This is a genomic window from Paenibacillus sp. FSL R7-0204 (genome assembly GCF_038002225.1).
Classification (GTDB): Bacteria; Bacillota; Bacilli; order Paenibacillales; family Paenibacillaceae; genus Paenibacillus_AQ.
In genome coordinates this window covers 2,813,044-2,828,654 of the sequence record NZ_JBBOCA010000001.1, presented here as the reverse complement: position 1 = coordinate 2,828,654, position 15,611 = coordinate 2,813,044, and the positions used below count along the sequence as shown (strand labels likewise).

The following is a 15,611-nucleotide window of genomic DNA, read 5'->3' as shown; positions in this document are numbered from 1 at the left end:
GGCTTAAGCGCCTCCCTTCAGGCCGGATTCATCGTAGACATGCAGCAGCGTATCTTCCGGTTTCGGGAACGGCGCATTCTCCGCGTAGGTTATAGCTTCTTTCAGTTCAAGATTATATTCAGCAGCCAGATCACGCTCCTGCTCGTCACTCCATAGACCGAGTCCGGTCAGATAGGTGCGGAACGCGGCGATGCCGTCTTTTGCCCAGTTCTCATCGACTTCCTCCTGGGTCCGGTAAGCCAGATCATTATCCGAAGTGGAGTGCGGCGACAAGCGGTACATCATCGCTTCAATCAAGGTCGGGCCTTCACCGGCAAGCGCACGTTCCCGGGCTTCTTTCACTACGCGGTACACCTCAAGCGGATCATTGCCGTCCACCCGAATGCCGGGGAAGCCGTAGCCGAGCGCACGGTCGCTGACCTTGCCGCCAAGCTGCTTGTGAGCAGGAATCGAGATCGCATACTGATTGTTCTGGCAAAAAATAATCATCGGCAGCTTATTCACACCGGCAAAGTTACACGCTTCATGGAAATCCCCCTGGTTGCTGGAGCCTTCCCCGAAGGTGACGAAGGAGACGAACTTCTTCTTCTGCATCTTCGCCGCCAGTGCGAAGCCTGCCGCATGAGGAACCTGGGTCGTGACGGGGCTTGAGCCCGTTACAATCCGCAGGCGCTTGTGTCCGAAGTGGCCCGGCATCTGCCGGCCGCCGCTGTTCGGATCTTCCGCCTTGGCGAAGACGGACAGCATCAGCTCGCGCGTGGTCATGCCAACAGAGAGGACAAACGCATAGTCCCGGTAATAAGGAAGGAAATAGTCGTTCTCCCGGTCCAGTGCAAATGCCGCCGCGACCTGAGCCGCCTCCTGCCCGATGCCGGATACATGGAAATTGATCTTGCCCGCACGCTGCAACAGCAGACTGCGCTCATCATACTTCCGTCCGAGCTGCATGAATCTGTACATATCGATAACCTGGCCGTCTGTGAGTCCAAGCTGCTTATGTCTGTTAACGGTGTCTACAGTACCTTGGGATTCCATATAAGAGGTACCTCCTTGAAAGTATTGCCGGCGCCAGCTTCCAGCCCCCGCTATCACTAACCGGTTCAGGACGCGTCCGCCAGGCGGATTGACCTTAATATTAGTATATATGCCCTGATCCTATAACCAGGTACTAAATTCATTATAATCGTTTTCCCGGCAAAAAGAAAAGTCAAAATCCCTCCGCCAAGCGGGAACTCTGAAACCGAACAAATATAGCCGGTTTGGAGCGATATTGGCGCAGTACACGCCTTCCGCTCCCTCCGGCCTTCTTGTTAAGCTCTTTAACTCACGCTAGAATCCGATTGCTCTTCCATCCACCGCCAGCATCGCCTCGCCCAGCACCTCCGACAGTGTCGGGTGGGCATGCACAGCCTCCCCGACCTCCCAAGGTGTGGCATCCAGAATCTGCGCCAGCGCCGCTTCGCCGATCAGATCAGTCACATGCGGGCCGATCATCTGCACACCGAGGATATCCCCGTTCTTCGCGTCCGCTACCACCTTCACGAAGCCGTCCTTCATGCCGTACACAATGGCTTTGCCGATGGCGGAGAACGGGAACTTGCCTGTCACCGTCTCACGGCCGAGCTGCTTCGCTTCCTTCTCCGTGTAGCCGACACTTGCCACTTCCGGCCGTGTATAGACACAGCGGGGAACCAGATGAGTCTCATAAGGATGGAGCGCTTCGCCCGCCAGATGGTTGACGGCACGAATGCCTTCATGGCTGGCAGCGTGGGCCAGCTGCAGTCCTCCGATACAATCGCCGATTGCATAGATATGCGGCTCACCCGTCTGCATATTGGCATTTACCGCAATGACACCTGTATCGAAGCGGATATCTGTATTTTCAAGTCCGAGATTCTCGATATTCGCCACGCGTCCTACGGATACGAGCAGCTTATCAGCCGATAGAGTCTGGCTCTGCTCCCCCTTGCGGGCTTCAATCGTAATCCCTGTCTCCGACACTGTGCGGGTCTCTGCATCCACCGTTGTTCCGGTGAGCACCCGGACTCCGCGTTTCTTCAGCAGACGCAGCAGCTCGCGGGCCACCTCTTCATCCTCCTGCGGCAACAGCTGCCCGGCTGCCTCGACGACAGTCACCTGCACTCCGAAATCAGCCAGCATGGATGCCCACTCCACTCCGATCACCCCGCCGCCCACAATAATAATCGAGGCCGGCAGCTCCTCAAGCGTCAACGCTTCCTCACTGCTCAGAATCACCTTGCCGTCGGGCACCAGGCCCGGCAGAACACGCGGACGCGAGCCGGTAGCAATGATGAGATTCGTAGAGACCACAGTCTCCATCTCTCCATTCTCCAGTTCTACAGCCACTGCGCCGCTTCGCGGGGAGAAGATCGAAGGCCCGATGATCCGTCCTTTACCCTTCAGCACCTGAATCTTATGCTTGCGCATCAGATACTGCACACCCTGATGAAGCTGCTCCACTACCGCTTCCTTGCGCTGCTGCACTTTGGGGAACACCAGCTTTGTGCCCGTAGTCTCTATACCGTAGCTTTCGCTCTCGTTGATTTCAGCCAATACCTCTGCACTGCGCAGCAGTGATTTGCTGGGAATACAGCCGCGGTGCAGGCAGGTTCCGCCCAGCTTGTCCATTTCAATAACGACAACAGATTTGCCCAGCTGCGCAGCGCGGATCGCTGCCACATAACCGCCGGTGCCTCCCCCAAGTATCGCCACATCACAGGTCATTGTCATGATATGTATCCTCCAGTCATTCCTCTTGAATTCAGTTCAATCTATTATATTGTACTCTCTTTCGGGAGTAATACAAAACTTACAAACGTCATGTATTCATGGACTTTTGCAGGTTAAAGCGTTATCATATGGGTGAATTCAAAGAGCTGCGAAGAGGAGCGACTGTGATGAAACTGCTGATTTCACGCTTCATTGCCATCCTTATTCTGGTGATCCCCGGCCTCCTGGCGATGACGGGCTTCCTGATGATGAAAGATGATCTGTTCAACTATTTCGCGATGCATGGAGACGACTCGGTCGTTCCGGTGTTCGCGTGGCTGCATTTCGGCGGCGGTCTGCTTTTATTCCTGGCGGGCATGACCTTCCTAGGCGGCTGGATTCTGACCCGTGACCGCAAAAAGAACTACGTAGGCCCCCGCTTCCGGGAGAAGCAGCAAGCGCAGCAGCCCCCGTCCTCCGAAGCCCGCTCCTAATTATATTCCATTGAAACAGGGGATGCCTCAAGCCATGAACGAACCGGCTGCTGAGGCATCCCCTTGTTGTCCTATGAGAGGGTATAGTTGTAAGCGCTGACGAACAGCGCAATTGCACAATGTACAACAGAAAAGGGTAATCTCCAGCAGAATTCAAAAGCTATTGCACTTCGTACAATAGAATTCGAACAAATCCCACTTTTCTGCTCAAATCAGCAAAATCTAATGTACCAAATACAGTAGAATACCATTTCCCACTCAAAAATCAGATATCTATTGCACAATATACAGTTACCTTACCCATTCCACCGCCGTAGCCCCTACGTACAGCCTTCAATGCAAGGGTGAGCATCAGCATCAGCGCCAGCATCAGCGCCAGCATCAGCGCCAGCATCAGCGCCAGCATCAGCGCCTGCGTCAGCGCCAGCATCAGCGCCAGCGCCTGCGTCAGCATCAGTGCCAGCATCAAAGTTACACTTCCTTGCTTTATCCTCACTATACCTCACTCATGCCCCAACCATCCCTCATCCTTACTCCCCAGCCGCTTCCTTACTGCCCCGCACCAGCTCGCTGTAGAGGCCGCCCTGCCGGAGCAGCTCCTCATGCGAGCCCTGCTGGATCAGGCGTCCGGCCTCAAGCACCAGGATGCGGTCGGCCGCGCGGATCGTGCCCAGCCGGTGGGCGATCACGAAGCTGGTCCGGCCGCTCATCAGTGCCTGGAGCCCTTCCTGAATCTTAATCTCGGTCACCGTATCGATGCTGCTCGTCGCCTCATCCAGCACCAGCATGGACGGATTCGCCAGAATTGCCCGGGCAATAGCCAAGAGTTGCTTCTGTCCCTGGCTGATGCCGCTGCCGTCCACAGACAGCATCCGGTCGTAGCCGTCCTGAAGTCTCATGATGAAGGCATGGGCATTGGCCAGCTTCGCGGCCTCCTCCACCTCTTCATCGGTTGCACCCAGCCGGCCGTAGCGGATATTATCGCGGATCGTGCCTTTGAACAGGAAGGAGTCCTGGAGGACGAAGGCCATATGGCTGCGCAGACTCTCACGGGTGACCGTTGACAGCTCCCGCCCGTCCAGCGTAATACTGCCACGACTTGGGTCGTAGAAGCGGGACAGCAGGCCGATTAGCGTTGTTTTGCCGGCACCGGTAGGTCCAACCAACGCAATCATCTCCCCGGGCTTCGCCTCGAACGTAATTCCCTGGAGCGTATCAGCGCCACCTTCATAAGAGAAGGACACATCCGTGAACTTTACGGCTCCCTCCACATGTTCCAGCTTCACCGCCTCGCCTTCATCCCGGGCCTCCGTCTCCTCATCCAACACCTCGAAGACGCGCTCCGCCCCGGCAATAGCCGACAGCAAGGTATTCCACTGGTTCGCCAGATCATTCAGCGGCCGGGTGAACTGGCGGGCATATTCGGCAAAAGCGATAATAATCCCCACCGTTACCAGTCCTCGGATCGCAAGCAGCCCCCCGACTCCGGCCACGATGGCAAAGCTCAGATTGTTCAGACCATTCATCAGCTTGGGAATGAAGCCCGAGATCGATTGTGCCCAATACCCCGACAGCATAATCCGTCTATTGCGCTCTCTGAAGCCGGTAATCACCCGCTCCTCCTGGGAGAAGGCTTTGATAATCCGCTGCCCGGACAAGGTCTCTTCGATGAACCCGTTCAGCTCACCCATATTCCGCTGCCGCTCCTTGAACAGCGGTCCGGTCCGCCGGGTAATCCAGCGCATGCCCAGCATCATCAGCGGCACTACAATGAAGGTCAGCAGCGTCAGCAGCGGGCTGAGCCACAGCATCACGCCAACCGTGCCCACCAGCGTCAGAATACTGGAAAAGATCTGAATCGCCGAGCTGTTCAGCGTCGAGCTGATATTCTCGATATCATTGGTCAGACGGCTCATAATCTCCCCCTGCTGCCTGCGGTTGAAGAAGGAGATCGGCAGGCGGTGCAGGTGTGAGAACAGATCCGTCCGCATCCGGTAGACCGTCTCCTGGGCCACTTCGATCATCCATACATTTTGCAGCCAGGAGACCAGGGAATTCAGCAGGTAGACGAGCGCCAGCACCAGCAGGAAGACGCCCCACGTTCTGCCGCCCTCCCCGCCCAGATAATCGTCCACTGCCCGGCTGATCAGGTAGGGTCCAAGGAGCGACAAGGCTGAGCTTAGCAGAACCATGAACAGCACCAGTATCAGCTTTGTCCGGCGTTCAGCGAGATAAGTCCATATGCGTCCTAATGTGCCAGACCAGTTCTTGGCCTTCGCCTTCGGCTTCCGGCTGCCCATCGCCCCGAAGACCTTGGCTTCGCCGTGGCCTACATCCAGCTTCGGATAGCGGAACGGCTCAATGAGTGCTTTGAACATGCTGCCCCTCCCCTGTCTGCGATTGATAGATTTTGCGGTACAGCGCGGACTCCTCCATTAGTTCGGAATGGGTCCCCTGCGCAATGAGCCGGCCTTCGTCCAGCAGCAGAATCAGATCCGCCGAGGCCGTTGAGCTGATTTTCTGTGTGATCAGGAAGGTCGTGCAGGACAACTTCTTCAGCTCCGCCAGCAAAAGCCCCTCCGTCACCGCATCAAGCGCACTGGTGCTGTCATCCAGAATCAGGATCGCCGGTCTGCGCACCAGCGCCCGTGCAATGCTCAGACGCTGCTTCTGCCCGCCCGACAGATTAACTCCGCGTTGCCCAAGGGCAGTCTCGTAGCCCTGCGGCAGTCCGGCAACTGTGTCATGAATCTGCGCTGCCGCTGCTGCCTGCTCAATCTCTGCCTGACTCGCCGCTGTATTTCCCCAGGCTATATTCTCCCGGATCGAGCCGGTGAATAGCAGTACCTCCTGAGGTACATAGCCAATCGAGCCCCGTAAGGTCTGCATATCCATCTCCGTATGCTTCTGTCCGTCCACCAGGATGTTCCCGCTGCCGCATTCATACAGCCTGGGAATCAGCGTGACCAGAGAGGATTTGCCTGAGCCGGTCGCGCCCATAATCGCCACGCGTTCCCCCGGCTGCACCGTGAAGGAGATATCGTCAAGCACTTTAATGTCACTGCCGGGATAACTGAAGCTGACCTGCCGGAATTCAACCTTGCCTTGAACAGCAGACGCAAGACCTTCTCCAGTCATGCCCAGCTCGCCTGGGCCTTCGCTTGCCGCCATCACTTCAGCGATCCTTCCCGAGGACGCCCGTGCGCGGGAGAAGCTGACCATAATCCAGGATAGCGCTGACAGCGCTCCCATCGTCCGCAGCGAGTAGTTAATGACAGCAACGGTCTGCCCCAGCGTCGCATCTCCTGTAGAGATCTCTATCCGCCCAAACCATAACACGGCCAGAATCCCGGCGTTGACGATGATCATAATGAACGGGGTTGAGGTCTCGGTAAGCCGCAGCGCAGCAATAGTCGATCTCATCAGCTCTCCGCTGAAGGTTGCGAACCGTCCAATCTCATGGCCCATCCGCACAAATACACGGATCAGCCGGATTCCGGTCAAATTCTCCTGAATCACACCATTCACGCCGTCGAGCCGGCTCTGCACATTGCGGAACAGCTCAGACGCTCTGCGCATCAGCCAGATCATGAAAATCACCAAAAACGGCAGGGTCACGGTCAGCAGCAGCCCCAGCTTGATATGTACAACAAGCGCCATAATCACGCTTCCGATCACAACCAGCGGAATACGGGTCATGAACCGCAGCCCCATGAATATCGTATCCTGAATTTGTGTTACATCCCCGGTAAGGCGGGTGATTAGGGATGAGGTAGGGAAGCGGCTAAAAATATCGTAAGAAAACGACTGTACCTTTTCATACAGCTTGTCACGCAGGTCGAACGCGAACCCCTGACTGGCATGCGACGCAAAAAAGGAGCTGAGTATTCCCGCCACAAATGCCACAGCGGCACTCCCTACCAGCACACCGCCCCACAGCCAGACGACAGCCGTGTCCTGTTGCCGGATACCGTCATCAATGATTTTGGAGATCAGCAGCGGCTGCGACAGCTCCACGGCCAGTTCAATCAGCATCATGACCAGCGCGGCAATGGCGGCGACACGGTATTTTTTAAGAAAAGTCAACATTAGCTTCATCGAAGATACCCCATTTGCTTATTCGTAGAGCGCATCCCGCAGGCGGGTAGACATGGCAGAGCCTTGTCCCGACTTCAAAATGACCCGGCGCAGTGCCTTGTTGCTGCGGTTCAGCTCAGTGAGCTCGGCCAGCATGTCTTCCAGTAAATTCTCCGTACCTGGGATAAGCTCCCCCTTCTCCCGCAGCGCATTAATCCGTTCCTTATATTGCTCCAATTTCTCTGTCACCTGACTAACTTCCCTTCTGTTCACTATATTCTCCTGCTGAGGACACAATTGCGTTCATTATAGCACATCCCGGGCGGAAGCAATGTTTGCACTGGCTACTCCGGCCCCGAGTATGATACTCTAGAAAGGTCGATTTTTGGGTCGTGTTGCAGATTAGCTCAACAGTGAAAGGATAGATGGACGTGGCACAATTATTTTTCAGGTATGGAGCTATGAACAGCGGCAAATCCATTGAGATTCTCAAGGTTGCACATAATTATGAAGAGCAGGGCAAGTCGGTGCTCCTCTTCACACCTTCCATTGATAACCGGGATGAAGTGGGATACATCTCCTCCCGGATCGGACTGCGCAAGCAGGCCATTCCTATCGACGAGCAGACCGATATCTACAGCATTGTCAGCAGCAGTCTGCCGAAGCCGCACTGTGTACTGATAGACGAGTGCCAGTTCCTGAGCAAGGACTGCATCCTGCAGCTGGTGCGTATTGTGGATGAGCTTGACATTCCGGTGATGGCCTTCGGCCTCAAAAATGATTTCCAGAACAATCTGTTCGAAGGCAGCAAATATATGCTGATCTACGCCGACAAGATCGAAGAAATGAAGACCATCTGCTGGTTCTGCGCACGGAAAGCCACCATGGCGCTGCGGGTCGAGAACGGCAAGCCGGTATACAGCGGCAAACAGATCCAGATCGGCGGCAATGAAGCCTATTACCCGGTCTGCCGTAAATGCCACAAGAATCCTCCATTGTAAAATACCCTAAAACAGAACATTAAAACGCACTCCAGCCCTCAACAGGCCAGAATGCGTTTTTTTGTGTTCCAGTCTATTGAACCGCTTGAAGCGCCCTGTGCTCATCCTCCTTGCGGACGAACAGATCATGCTGGATCGTAGCCTTCCCGCCGAAGTTAGCACGCCGTGTGGTCTCTCTCATTCCGCCATTAATCCGGGAACGGTGCGGGATGCCTGCTGCTGCAAGGCGGCTTTTGACCCGGAGATATTGTCCCTGATCGAACGTGGTGTATATTAACGTGCGCTCCCTCGGGATGAAGACATGCCAGATGCCTCTAAGTAAGCCCACGCGCGTTACCTCCCTTTAGTTCAAATAACGTTCACGAAGAATCCGCAGATGATGCCGCTCATGTCCAATGATCAGAGCAATCTGCGCTCTAACCGACATCGCAATGCCATTGGAGCTGCCTGTACGGGTATAATCATTATCCACCAGACTGTCTACCAGCGCCAAGGTGGACTCGCGGACGATCCGGTAGTGCGCAATCATCTCTTGCAGCGTGAAGCGGTCGAACGCCCCGGCAGCCGCATAATCATTCTCCTCATAGCCCGGCAGCGGCGCCTGTTCTCCCCTCGCAAAACAAAGCAAGCGGTAAGACATAATGCGGTCATTATCCGTCAGATGCCCTAGCATTTCCTTGATACTCCACTTCCCGGGGGCATAGCGGTAGGCCCCTTGCTCCTCTGTCAGCCCGCCAAGCAGAGCCAGCACCTCCTGAGTCTGCTCTCTTAGAATAACGCTCAGTGCTCCTTCCGGCGGCACCAGTGTAATATATCTGGACTGAAATTCGGTATACTCTCCTTGCGCAGGACGCTGATTCATGGTAAAAACCCCTCTCCAAACCAATTTTTAAGAAATATTTGCCGGATTGTGTCAAAACCTGTTGTTGTATCTTAGCCTATTATGTATAATATCACCAGGATTACAGATTTGTTAATCTATTTCCCGGGAGTGTAAGCATGCTGGATTTTGTGCTTTATATGGTATTTTCCATTCTGGAAGCATACGCTATGTTTTATTTAGCTTTCAAAGCTTTTAAGATTGATATTTATCCAAAAGAGATGTTATTTGCTGGATTTATCCTTTCATTCTTCTCATATGTCGTTCGAATAAATTATTCAAAATTAGAAGTTGATATTATCTTACAGTATTGCTTAATTCTATGTTTCTTTTGGTTGCTTTTTAGAATACATATATTTTACTCAGCAATATTAACTGGTATGACATACCAAGCCTACACATTCATCCAATTGCTTTATGCACTCTTCTTTAACAAAGTTGGTGTATTATCAGAAAAAACCTTTCTTGGATTGGACTTAACCACTTACTTTTTGCAGCTTTTAACGGCTTCCACAGCTATCTTCATCGGATATTATATTGGTTATAAGCGCAAAGGCTTCGACTACGTGTCAGATAAACCTAATGGCTCTATTAAAATTAGCAAGCGCGAAAAATTGTTGTTTATTCTGAATCTCCCAACAGCCGCGGTTGTAATTTCTATAATGCATTTTTTCAACTCAGGATACTTCATCACTCTACCCTTACTATATTTTGCACTAATGTTTTGTTATATTTATTTATCTTATAAAAAGGATAGAAGTGGGCATGAATACACTATGTTTTAAGCTTGCCTCTATGATAAAACGAGCCAATCCGCAGGAAACCAGTTCCATTGAGATCATGCAATATTCTCTCAGTATAATACTTAACTCCCTGCTTATTATATTCATATCTTTTTTCATTGGGTGGTCAACTGGAAGTATTGCAACAACTGCCATTGCCCTATTTGGTTTCGCTATTCTTAGATTTATATCTGGTGGTAAGCATCTAAAATCTGCAACAGCTTGTAATATTATCTCCATCATTTTATGTTCTTCTTTGCCCCATATTACATTCCTATCTGAACAACACTTTATACTTATTAATATGTTCTCTTTGATTATAATTGTGATATTCGCGCCTAACCCTGATGCCAATGTGCATGTTCCTTTACGCTATTATCCATTATTAAAAGTATTATCAGTGTTAATGGTTAGTTCTAATCTTTTTATTCAATCCCATGTTCTAGGACTCGCTTTCTTCGCTCAGTCCTTAACAATAATTTCATTGCCCAAAAAGGAGACAGTCAAGTGAAAAAGAACTTTGCACGCTATTCATCCGTAATTTTGACTTCATCAGCACTGTTCTTTACGAAAATACTTAAAATTTGGATTCACAGCCCGGAAGCACCAAAAGAATTACGCAAGTAATTACACAAGGATGGGGAGTACATGCGTGTCTTACAAAACGACGGCTCTTCCCGCAGTATCCGGGAGGAGGAGATATTGTATTTCTCTAATTACAAGAATACAATATTCGTCCATACGAAAGAAGGCGAATTTGTTCTCCCTACCACCCTTTCCGATTTGTATGCAGCTTACGGAGAAATGGGCTTTGAACGTCTTGACCGCAGCAATGTAGTCAACATTGGCAATATTGACGGTTATGATCCGGAACGGAAGATTGTTCTGTTCAATCAAGGGGAACAATTTGCAACGGTATCTGAATCCAAGGAACCACGTATCCGCAGATTTCTGGCTTCGCTTAAGAACGGACCACAGTCATAGAATGTAAAGAGAGCAGCGATTCCCTTTTCAAAGGGGGCGCTGCTTTTTTGTAGTCATGACAGGCTAAGAAAAACAAATTCAATCATTATCACATATTATCCAACTTATGTAAAGTAAAATTCAGAGGGCGAATGACAGCAGACGGATTATATTCCAGATGGTACCATTTACATAGAAGCGTTTCATTAATATCTTAATTATCTTTTCCACTACTCTCAACCATGATGGAGGAATACAATGGATACTTACTTTCATCCTTCTCCGCGCCCCTCATCACTTGAGCTATTGTCTGACGAACAATTAATGAACATCTACGAATTGGCGCTGGAAGCCAAGGCTTCACCGGATTTTATCCAGATTATCAGGAACGTTCTCACCACGCGGAATCTTTCAGGTACCCAACATCATTAGAATGCGAAGCTCTCCACCCATATGGTATACCTCCACAGATGCAAAAAAACCATCCTCCACAATATGCGGGGATGGTTTTTGGTGTGTAAACAAACTTTGGTCTACTCGATAATTTCGGTCTTGAACACATTCTCCAGCTTCCCGCCAAGCCGCTTCTTGAGGGGAACCTTGATATCGCGTCCCAACTCCTTGAAGAAGGTTTCGGCATCACATTTGACGTTCTGGGCCATAGCAATGACGGTTCCATCGGCAACGATATTCTGATTTACTTCAAGCGGCACATCTACTTCAATATCGTATTTTTTGGTCAGTGTCTTGATGTATCTTGCAAAAATCTCCAACAGCTCTTCGTTGTTGAAATTCTCGATGGCCGCTTTCCCTTTGCTGGTGAACTTCATATTGATTCTCATGTTTCTTATCCCCTTTTCTGTCTAACCATTTGTAGTTTGTTTATGGATCAAGATGAATAGATGGCTGCAAATAAGGGCAACATTATTCATTTTGCAAGCACGCTAAGCCGGGCACTTCATTACTTATACACGCCCTTAATCTGCTGCACTTTGAACTGGGTGAATTCCTTCAAGGCCTGAATCACCTGGTCCTGTTCCTCTTCCTTCAGCTCATAGATGCCTTCACGCAGCCATTCTCCGAATAAGAAAGCCTGGCGTCCCTGACGGGGTTGCCTGCGGAGGCTGTCCAGACTTCCCTCGAATATATCGTTCAGCACATCGGTCAGGTTGTACTTCTCGATCTTCTCTATAACCATTCCTGCCCCATATTCCGTCTCATATACGATGACCTCGTCAGAATCAAAGGAAACATATGACGTTTCTTTGTCTTCCTTCGCCCGGAATTCCTTCAGCTTGTTGAACGCCGTCTCGTAAATGTAGTCCTGGGACTGATTATGCTTAGGCAGCTTGTAGCCCTGCTTCAGCGTCTTGATGTACTCAATATCAGGCATATAGTCGGCCAAATGATACATCCGGTTCTTGAGATCCCCTCCGAGTGCTTCAATGATCTTATCCAGGTTATCCTTAAGCGGGATACTCTCTCCCCGTTCAATCTTGCTGAGCTGTGAATAGCTGATGCCGCTCTTCTCTTCCAGCCCCCTGAGCGTTAACCCGCGGGCCTTCCTGAAGTGCCGGATGAAATTCCCCAGCTCATCGGGGTAATTATCGAAATCGTTCATAAGAGCCACCTCTACCTATATCATAACACAAGACAACAATTTGTGTTTCATAATAACAATTGTTTGTGTAAATTCTTTGGATCAGAATCGTAAAATCCTCCGTATCCCCTTAATATATGGGGTTAATTCCCATAAATGAGAACCGTTCTGATCCGTTTTCCTTATTCTCTCAAATAGACCCCAATCTTATCCGATATAATCTAATGTAAAGTTAATACCACAACTGGAGGAATGTTCATGTCTTACACAATGGAAGTCAATGTTGCAAAAAACCAGGTGATCGTTAGGGCCTACGGGTTGACTGAGAGTGACGTACCCGCATACATAGCCGATTTCGAAAATGCACTGAAGCAGCTGAAGCCGGGCTTCACCGGAGTCACCGATGTGACGGGTTCCCCAACCGTGCTCTCCCCTGAAGTAGCCGCAATGCTCGCTCCCACCGGTGACCGCGCGATAGAAGCAGGGGTAGGCGGCTGGGTATACGTTGCAGATTCTCCGGTCTGGAAAATGCAAATGAAACGGCTGTTCGGCAAATTCGCCGTGCATTACCCTACATATCAAGAAGCCGATGCTTACCTGAGCAGCCTAGGCAACTCGTCCGTTAACTAATATATATGAAGGATAAGCTTATATTTATAACAAAACCGACCAAGCAATCGCTGGGTCGGTTTCTTTTACAGAATTATTCTTAGCGTAGTACCTTAACCAAAGCTGCGACTTCCTCGCTCCCATAGCCAGCATGAAGGGCTTTTTGGAACAGATTCTCAGCGAACCGGGGGAATTCGTTATTGATGCCAGATTCACGTGCCTGTAGCGTAAGCAGCTCAATGCTTGTCATGGACATTTGGAGCGAGCTTAAGGGTTGATTGTAACTGTTGCTCTGGATGACCGTGCCCTGATATTTCATCACCTCACCGATCACCGGCGATACCTGGGCAATCATTTCGCCAAAAGCCTCTACAGATAAATCATCCGTCTCAAGGATGCGGGCCGCGTGAAAAAACCCTAGATAAGAGCCGAACAGATAGGCCAGGAAGGCCAAGTCGGTTGAAGCCGCTGCGCTGACTTGTTCACCGTGATAAGCTACGTTACCGGCAAGCTTGTATAAAAGCGACTCACTCTGTCCCCAAGCGCTCATGCTGCCTGAGGCGAAGATTGTGGCTCCCGCGCTGCCTATCTGCGGTGGTGATGCCACAATAGCTCCATCCAGATATGCCGCCCCCGCTCCAGCGGCCCACGCTTCAAGGTCACGGGCTTGCTGAGGACTCCCGGTACTGAGCTGAATCAGCACGCGGCCGGCCAGAGCATACTTCACAGACTCCTGGTCCAGGATATTTGTGGTCACTTGGTAATCGGCTACACAGATAATCGTGATCGGACTGGCAGCTATGGCTGAAGCAGCACTGGATGCGAGAATCGCCCCGCGACGGATAAGTGCATCTGCTCTTGCTGGGGTGCGGTTCCATACCGTAACCTGGTAATTCTGCTCTACCAGTACTGCCGCGATGGCTGCTCCCATGGCTCCGAGGCCAATAACAGTAACTTTATGCATGAGCTGAGCCCTCCTTAGCATTCCCGGAAGCGGATTCTGCCACAGTGAGATGCATCATTTGAATGCCCTGGGAGTCGATCATACCGGCAAAATTCCGAAACTCCGGTGCAGAATGAAGCCGTTCCATCGCTGCCAGCGCCATTTCCATTGTTGACCAGTAGATCATATCGGTCCATTGGCTATGATCTGCGGTATGCATCAGATTGCGGGACTGGAAGCCGGGAATCTGGGTGTGCAGAAATTGGGTTAAGGTCCGTGCAGCTTCGAGGAAACTGGCCTCGTTTGTGTCTTGCTTTAAATGAAATACAACCAATTCCAGTACATAAGAAGTTGATGCTTGTGTCATGTTCGTTGCTCCTCTAAGGTTATTGTTAGCTGTGTCGTTGGCTTGACTTCACTAATATGGTTTAGTATAAAGAAGAATAGTGCCAAACCATGGCACTATTTCAAATTTAAATCCCAAGGGAGTATGAAAGTGAACAAATCACAACGCCTCATCCAATTAATTATGCTGGTGAATGAACGCAGGAAGTTCACGATACAGGAGTTAGCTGACGAGTGCGGCGTATCCCGGCGGACCATGATCCGCGATCTGACGGAGCTGAGTGAGCTGGGAGTGCCTCTATATTCCCAGGCTGGAGCTCATGGGGGGTACCGCGTACTGCGCGAAAAGGTACTTCCGCCGATCAGCTTCACGGAGTATGAGGCGATGGCTTTGTTTTTTGCCTGCCAGTCGCTTCAGAACTATAAAGCTCTCCCGTTCGACGATGAGGTGAACACCGCGCTGCAAAAATTCCTGCATTACATGACAGCGGACAGGAAAGCAGCGATCCAGCGGATGCAAGAGCGTCTGGTGTTCTGGATACCTCCCCATGATCTGGACCTTCCTTGTCTAAGAGATTTACTGGAAGCGGCTTTGGAGCAACAGACCGTCCATATCGTTTATGAAGCCAAGGAACGGAGCGAGCGGGACATTCTACCTCTTGGTGTCTATACAGTGAACGGGTTGTGGTATTGCCGGGCGTATTGCGGGGCAGCCGAGGAGCTGCGGGTGTTCCGTGTAGATCGGGTGAAAGCGTGTGTTCCAGCAGCAGATACCAAACTAACTTACAATTTAGCCCCCCAGGAGGCCAATATTCGCCATTGGGTGATGCAGATGGAGGATAGGGATCTGGTGGAGCTGGTAGTTGATCTGACGCCTGAGGGCGTTAGACGCTGCCAATCTGAGATATGGCTGTCCCAGTCGATTGAAGTGCATGAGGATGGGTCAGGCGTTATACATACTCAGATCAGTGAGAGTTATCTGAACTGGGCCGCACATTTTTTTCTGGGATTCGGATTGGAAGCCCATGTACGCCAGCCTGTTGCTTTACGGGGACAAATAGGAAGACTGCTGCAGGAATTATCGAATCAATATAGGAGCTGAAGCAGAAACCATTCTGCCGCAGTCACAAGCAAAGCGCCGGAGCTGCACCGCAGTCTCCAACGCTCCGGGGGCAGCCAATCCGGTA

20 protein-coding genes are annotated in these 15,611 nt (G+C 51.2%); 8 read left to right on the top strand and 12 right to left on the bottom strand.

The genetic code is table 11. The features are described 5' to 3' along the window. Window positions 1-3: 3 nt before the first annotated feature. Window positions 4-1,035 (bottom strand): thiamine pyrophosphate-dependent dehydrogenase E1 component subunit alpha, encoded by a 1,032-nt coding sequence (locus MKX42_RS12495; RefSeq protein ID WP_340752776.1) that lies wholly within the window; start codon window positions 1,033-1,035, stop codon window positions 4-6. Window positions 1,036-1,329: 294 nt separating this feature from the next. Further along, on the bottom strand, window positions 1,330-2,751 hold the full coding sequence (gene lpdA / locus MKX42_RS12490; protein ID WP_340752775.1) for a dihydrolipoyl dehydrogenase: 1,422 nt from the start codon (window positions 2,749-2,751) through the stop codon (window positions 1,330-1,332). Window positions 2,752-2,918: 167 nt separating this feature from the next. Between lpdA and MKX42_RS12485 the strand changes: the two genes are divergently transcribed. After that, window positions 2,919-3,224, top strand: coding sequence for a DUF2627 domain-containing protein (locus MKX42_RS12485; protein ID WP_076086477.1), 306 nt, complete (start codon window positions 2,919-2,921; stop codon window positions 3,222-3,224). Window positions 3,225-3,489: 265 nt separating this feature from the next. On the opposite strand, the gene MKX42_RS12480 is transcribed toward MKX42_RS12485, so the two are convergent. From MKX42_RS12480 to MKX42_RS12465, 4 genes are all read right to left on the bottom strand, one after another. Next, entirely contained in the window at window positions 3,490-3,693 is a 204-nt protein-coding gene (locus MKX42_RS12480; protein WP_340752774.1) for a hypothetical protein, read from the bottom strand. Window positions 3,694-3,754: 61 nt separating this feature from the next. Then, entirely contained in the window at window positions 3,755-5,602 is a 1,848-nt protein-coding gene (locus tag MKX42_RS12475) for an ABC transporter ATP-binding protein (RefSeq protein ID WP_340752773.1), read from the bottom strand. Then, a complete protein-coding gene (locus tag MKX42_RS12470) occupies window positions 5,583-7,322 on the bottom strand; it encodes an ABC transporter ATP-binding protein (RefSeq protein WP_340752772.1) in 1,740 nt (579 codons plus the stop codon). The genes MKX42_RS12475 and MKX42_RS12470 overlap by 20 nt, the downstream gene beginning before the upstream one ends. An 18-nt stretch (window positions 7,323-7,340) precedes the next feature. Next, window positions 7,341-7,550, bottom strand: a complete 210-nt coding sequence (locus tag MKX42_RS12465) for a hypothetical protein (protein WP_340752771.1) — start codon at window positions 7,548-7,550, stop codon at window positions 7,341-7,343. 182 nt (window positions 7,551-7,732) lie between these two features. On the opposite strand from MKX42_RS12465, the gene MKX42_RS12460 reads away from it, so the two are divergent. After that, the gene (locus MKX42_RS12460) at window positions 7,733-8,302 is read left to right on the top strand and encodes a thymidine kinase (RefSeq protein WP_036731981.1); all 570 of its coding nucleotides are present in this window, start codon (window positions 7,733-7,735) and stop codon (window positions 8,300-8,302) included. A gap of 73 nt (window positions 8,303-8,375) precedes the next feature. Here MKX42_RS12460 and MKX42_RS12455 read toward each other — a convergent pair whose 3' ends face one another. Further along, entirely contained in the window at window positions 8,376-8,630 is a 255-nt protein-coding gene (locus MKX42_RS12455) for a hypothetical protein (RefSeq protein ID WP_340752770.1), read from the bottom strand. A 15-nt stretch (window positions 8,631-8,645) separates the two neighbouring features. Next, a complete protein-coding gene (locus MKX42_RS12450; protein ID WP_340752769.1) occupies window positions 8,646-9,164 on the bottom strand; it encodes a DinB family protein in 519 nt (172 codons plus the stop codon). Between the two features lie 137 nt (window positions 9,165-9,301). On the opposite strand from MKX42_RS12450, the gene MKX42_RS12445 reads away from it, so the two are divergent. From MKX42_RS12445 to MKX42_RS12430, 4 genes are all read left to right on the top strand, one after another. Further along, entirely contained in the window at window positions 9,302-9,967 is a 666-nt protein-coding gene (locus MKX42_RS12445; protein ID WP_340752768.1) for a hypothetical protein, read from the top strand. Then, entirely contained in the window at window positions 9,948-10,475 is a 528-nt protein-coding gene (locus MKX42_RS33420) for an accessory gene regulator B family protein (protein ID WP_445669315.1), read from the top strand. Before MKX42_RS12445 ends, MKX42_RS33420 begins: the two co-directional genes overlap by 20 nt. Before the next feature lie 137 nt (window positions 10,476-10,612). Next, entirely contained in the window at window positions 10,613-10,948 is a 336-nt protein-coding gene (locus tag MKX42_RS12435) for a LytTR family DNA-binding domain-containing protein (protein WP_340752766.1), read from the top strand. Between the two features lie 237 nt (window positions 10,949-11,185). Next, the gene (locus MKX42_RS12430) at window positions 11,186-11,359 is read left to right on the top strand and encodes a sporulation histidine kinase inhibitor Sda (RefSeq protein ID WP_083685839.1); all 174 of its coding nucleotides are present in this window, start codon (window positions 11,186-11,188) and stop codon (window positions 11,357-11,359) included. A 101-nt stretch (window positions 11,360-11,460) separates the two neighbouring features. Here the strand turns inward: MKX42_RS12430 and MKX42_RS12425 are convergent, their stop codons facing one another. Both MKX42_RS12425 and MKX42_RS12420 read right to left on the bottom strand, forming a co-directional pair. Then, complete coding sequence (locus tag MKX42_RS12425; RefSeq protein WP_036698353.1) at window positions 11,461-11,769, bottom strand: hypothetical protein; 309 nt, start codon at window positions 11,767-11,769, stop codon at window positions 11,461-11,463. 119 nt (window positions 11,770-11,888) lie between these two features. Beyond that, a complete protein-coding gene (locus MKX42_RS12420) occupies window positions 11,889-12,548 on the bottom strand; it encodes a helix-turn-helix domain-containing protein (protein WP_340752765.1) in 660 nt (219 codons plus the stop codon). Between the two features lie 237 nt (window positions 12,549-12,785). Here MKX42_RS12420 and MKX42_RS12415 point away from each other — a divergent pair, with 237 nt between their 5' ends. Continuing rightward, the gene (locus MKX42_RS12415) at window positions 12,786-13,157 is read left to right on the top strand and encodes a hypothetical protein (RefSeq protein ID WP_340752764.1); all 372 of its coding nucleotides are present in this window, start codon (window positions 12,786-12,788) and stop codon (window positions 13,155-13,157) included. Between the two features lie 79 nt (window positions 13,158-13,236). Here MKX42_RS12415 and MKX42_RS12410 read toward each other — a convergent pair whose 3' ends face one another. Further along, complete coding sequence (locus tag MKX42_RS12410; protein WP_340752763.1) at window positions 13,237-14,100, bottom strand: NAD(P)-dependent oxidoreductase; 864 nt, start codon at window positions 14,098-14,100, stop codon at window positions 13,237-13,239. Next, window positions 14,093-14,446 carry a hypothetical protein gene (locus MKX42_RS12405; RefSeq protein WP_340752762.1) on the bottom strand — a complete coding sequence of 118 codons (354 nt, stop codon included), beginning with the start codon at window positions 14,444-14,446 and terminating at the stop codon, window positions 14,093-14,095. Before MKX42_RS12405 ends, MKX42_RS12410 begins: the two co-directional genes overlap by 8 nt. A gap of 123 nt (window positions 14,447-14,569) precedes the next feature. Here MKX42_RS12405 and MKX42_RS12400 point away from each other — a divergent pair, with 123 nt between their 5' ends. Beyond that, window positions 14,570-15,526, top strand: a complete 957-nt coding sequence (locus tag MKX42_RS12400; protein WP_340752761.1) for a helix-turn-helix transcriptional regulator — start codon at window positions 14,570-14,572, stop codon at window positions 15,524-15,526. The last annotated feature ends 85 nt before the right edge of the window (window positions 15,527-15,611 follow it).

What these genes read in the sequence shown, in the direction of transcription:
- MKX42_RS12495 (WP_340752776.1), bottom strand. Translation starts at nt 1,035, where the DNA reads ATGGAATCCCAAGGTACTGTAGACACCGTTAACAGACATAAGCAGCTT.
- lpdA (WP_340752775.1), bottom strand. Translation starts at nt 2,751, where the DNA reads ATGACAATGACCTGTGATGTGGCGATACTTGGGGGAGGCACCGGCGGT.
- MKX42_RS12485 (WP_076086477.1), top strand. Translation starts at nt 2,919, where the DNA reads ATGAAACTGCTGATTTCACGCTTCATTGCCATCCTTATTCTGGTGATC.
- MKX42_RS12475 (WP_340752773.1), bottom strand. Translation starts at nt 5,602, where the DNA reads ATGTTCAAAGCACTCATTGAGCCGTTCCGCTATCCGAAGCTGGATGTA.
- MKX42_RS12470 (WP_340752772.1), bottom strand. Translation starts at nt 7,322, where the DNA reads ATGAAGCTAATGTTGACTTTTCTTAAAAAATACCGTGTCGCCGCCATT.
- MKX42_RS12450 (WP_340752769.1), bottom strand. Translation starts at nt 9,164, where the DNA reads ATGAATCAGCGTCCTGCGCAAGGAGAGTATACCGAATTTCAGTCCAGA.
- MKX42_RS12445 (WP_340752768.1), top strand. Translation starts at nt 9,302, where the DNA reads ATGCTGGATTTTGTGCTTTATATGGTATTTTCCATTCTGGAAGCATAC.
- MKX42_RS33420 (WP_445669315.1), top strand. Translation starts at nt 9,948, where the DNA reads ATGAATACACTATGTTTTAAGCTTGCCTCTATGATAAAACGAGCCAAT.
- MKX42_RS12435 (WP_340752766.1), top strand. Translation starts at nt 10,613, where the DNA reads ATGCGTGTCTTACAAAACGACGGCTCTTCCCGCAGTATCCGGGAGGAG.
- MKX42_RS12430 (WP_083685839.1), top strand. Translation starts at nt 11,186, where the DNA reads ATGGATACTTACTTTCATCCTTCTCCGCGCCCCTCATCACTTGAGCTA.
- MKX42_RS12425 (WP_036698353.1), bottom strand. Translation starts at nt 11,769, where the DNA reads ATGAGAATCAATATGAAGTTCACCAGCAAAGGGAAAGCGGCCATCGAG.
- MKX42_RS12420 (WP_340752765.1), bottom strand. Translation starts at nt 12,548, where the DNA reads ATGAACGATTTCGATAATTACCCCGATGAGCTGGGGAATTTCATCCGG.
- MKX42_RS12415 (WP_340752764.1), top strand. Translation starts at nt 12,786, where the DNA reads ATGTCTTACACAATGGAAGTCAATGTTGCAAAAAACCAGGTGATCGTT.
- MKX42_RS12410 (WP_340752763.1), bottom strand. Translation starts at nt 14,100, where the DNA reads ATGCATAAAGTTACTGTTATTGGCCTCGGAGCCATGGGAGCAGCCATC.
- MKX42_RS12405 (WP_340752762.1), bottom strand. Translation starts at nt 14,446, where the DNA reads ATGACACAAGCATCAACTTCTTATGTACTGGAATTGGTTGTATTTCAT.
- MKX42_RS12400 (WP_340752761.1), top strand. Translation starts at nt 14,570, where the DNA reads ATGAAAGTGAACAAATCACAACGCCTCATCCAATTAATTATGCTGGTG.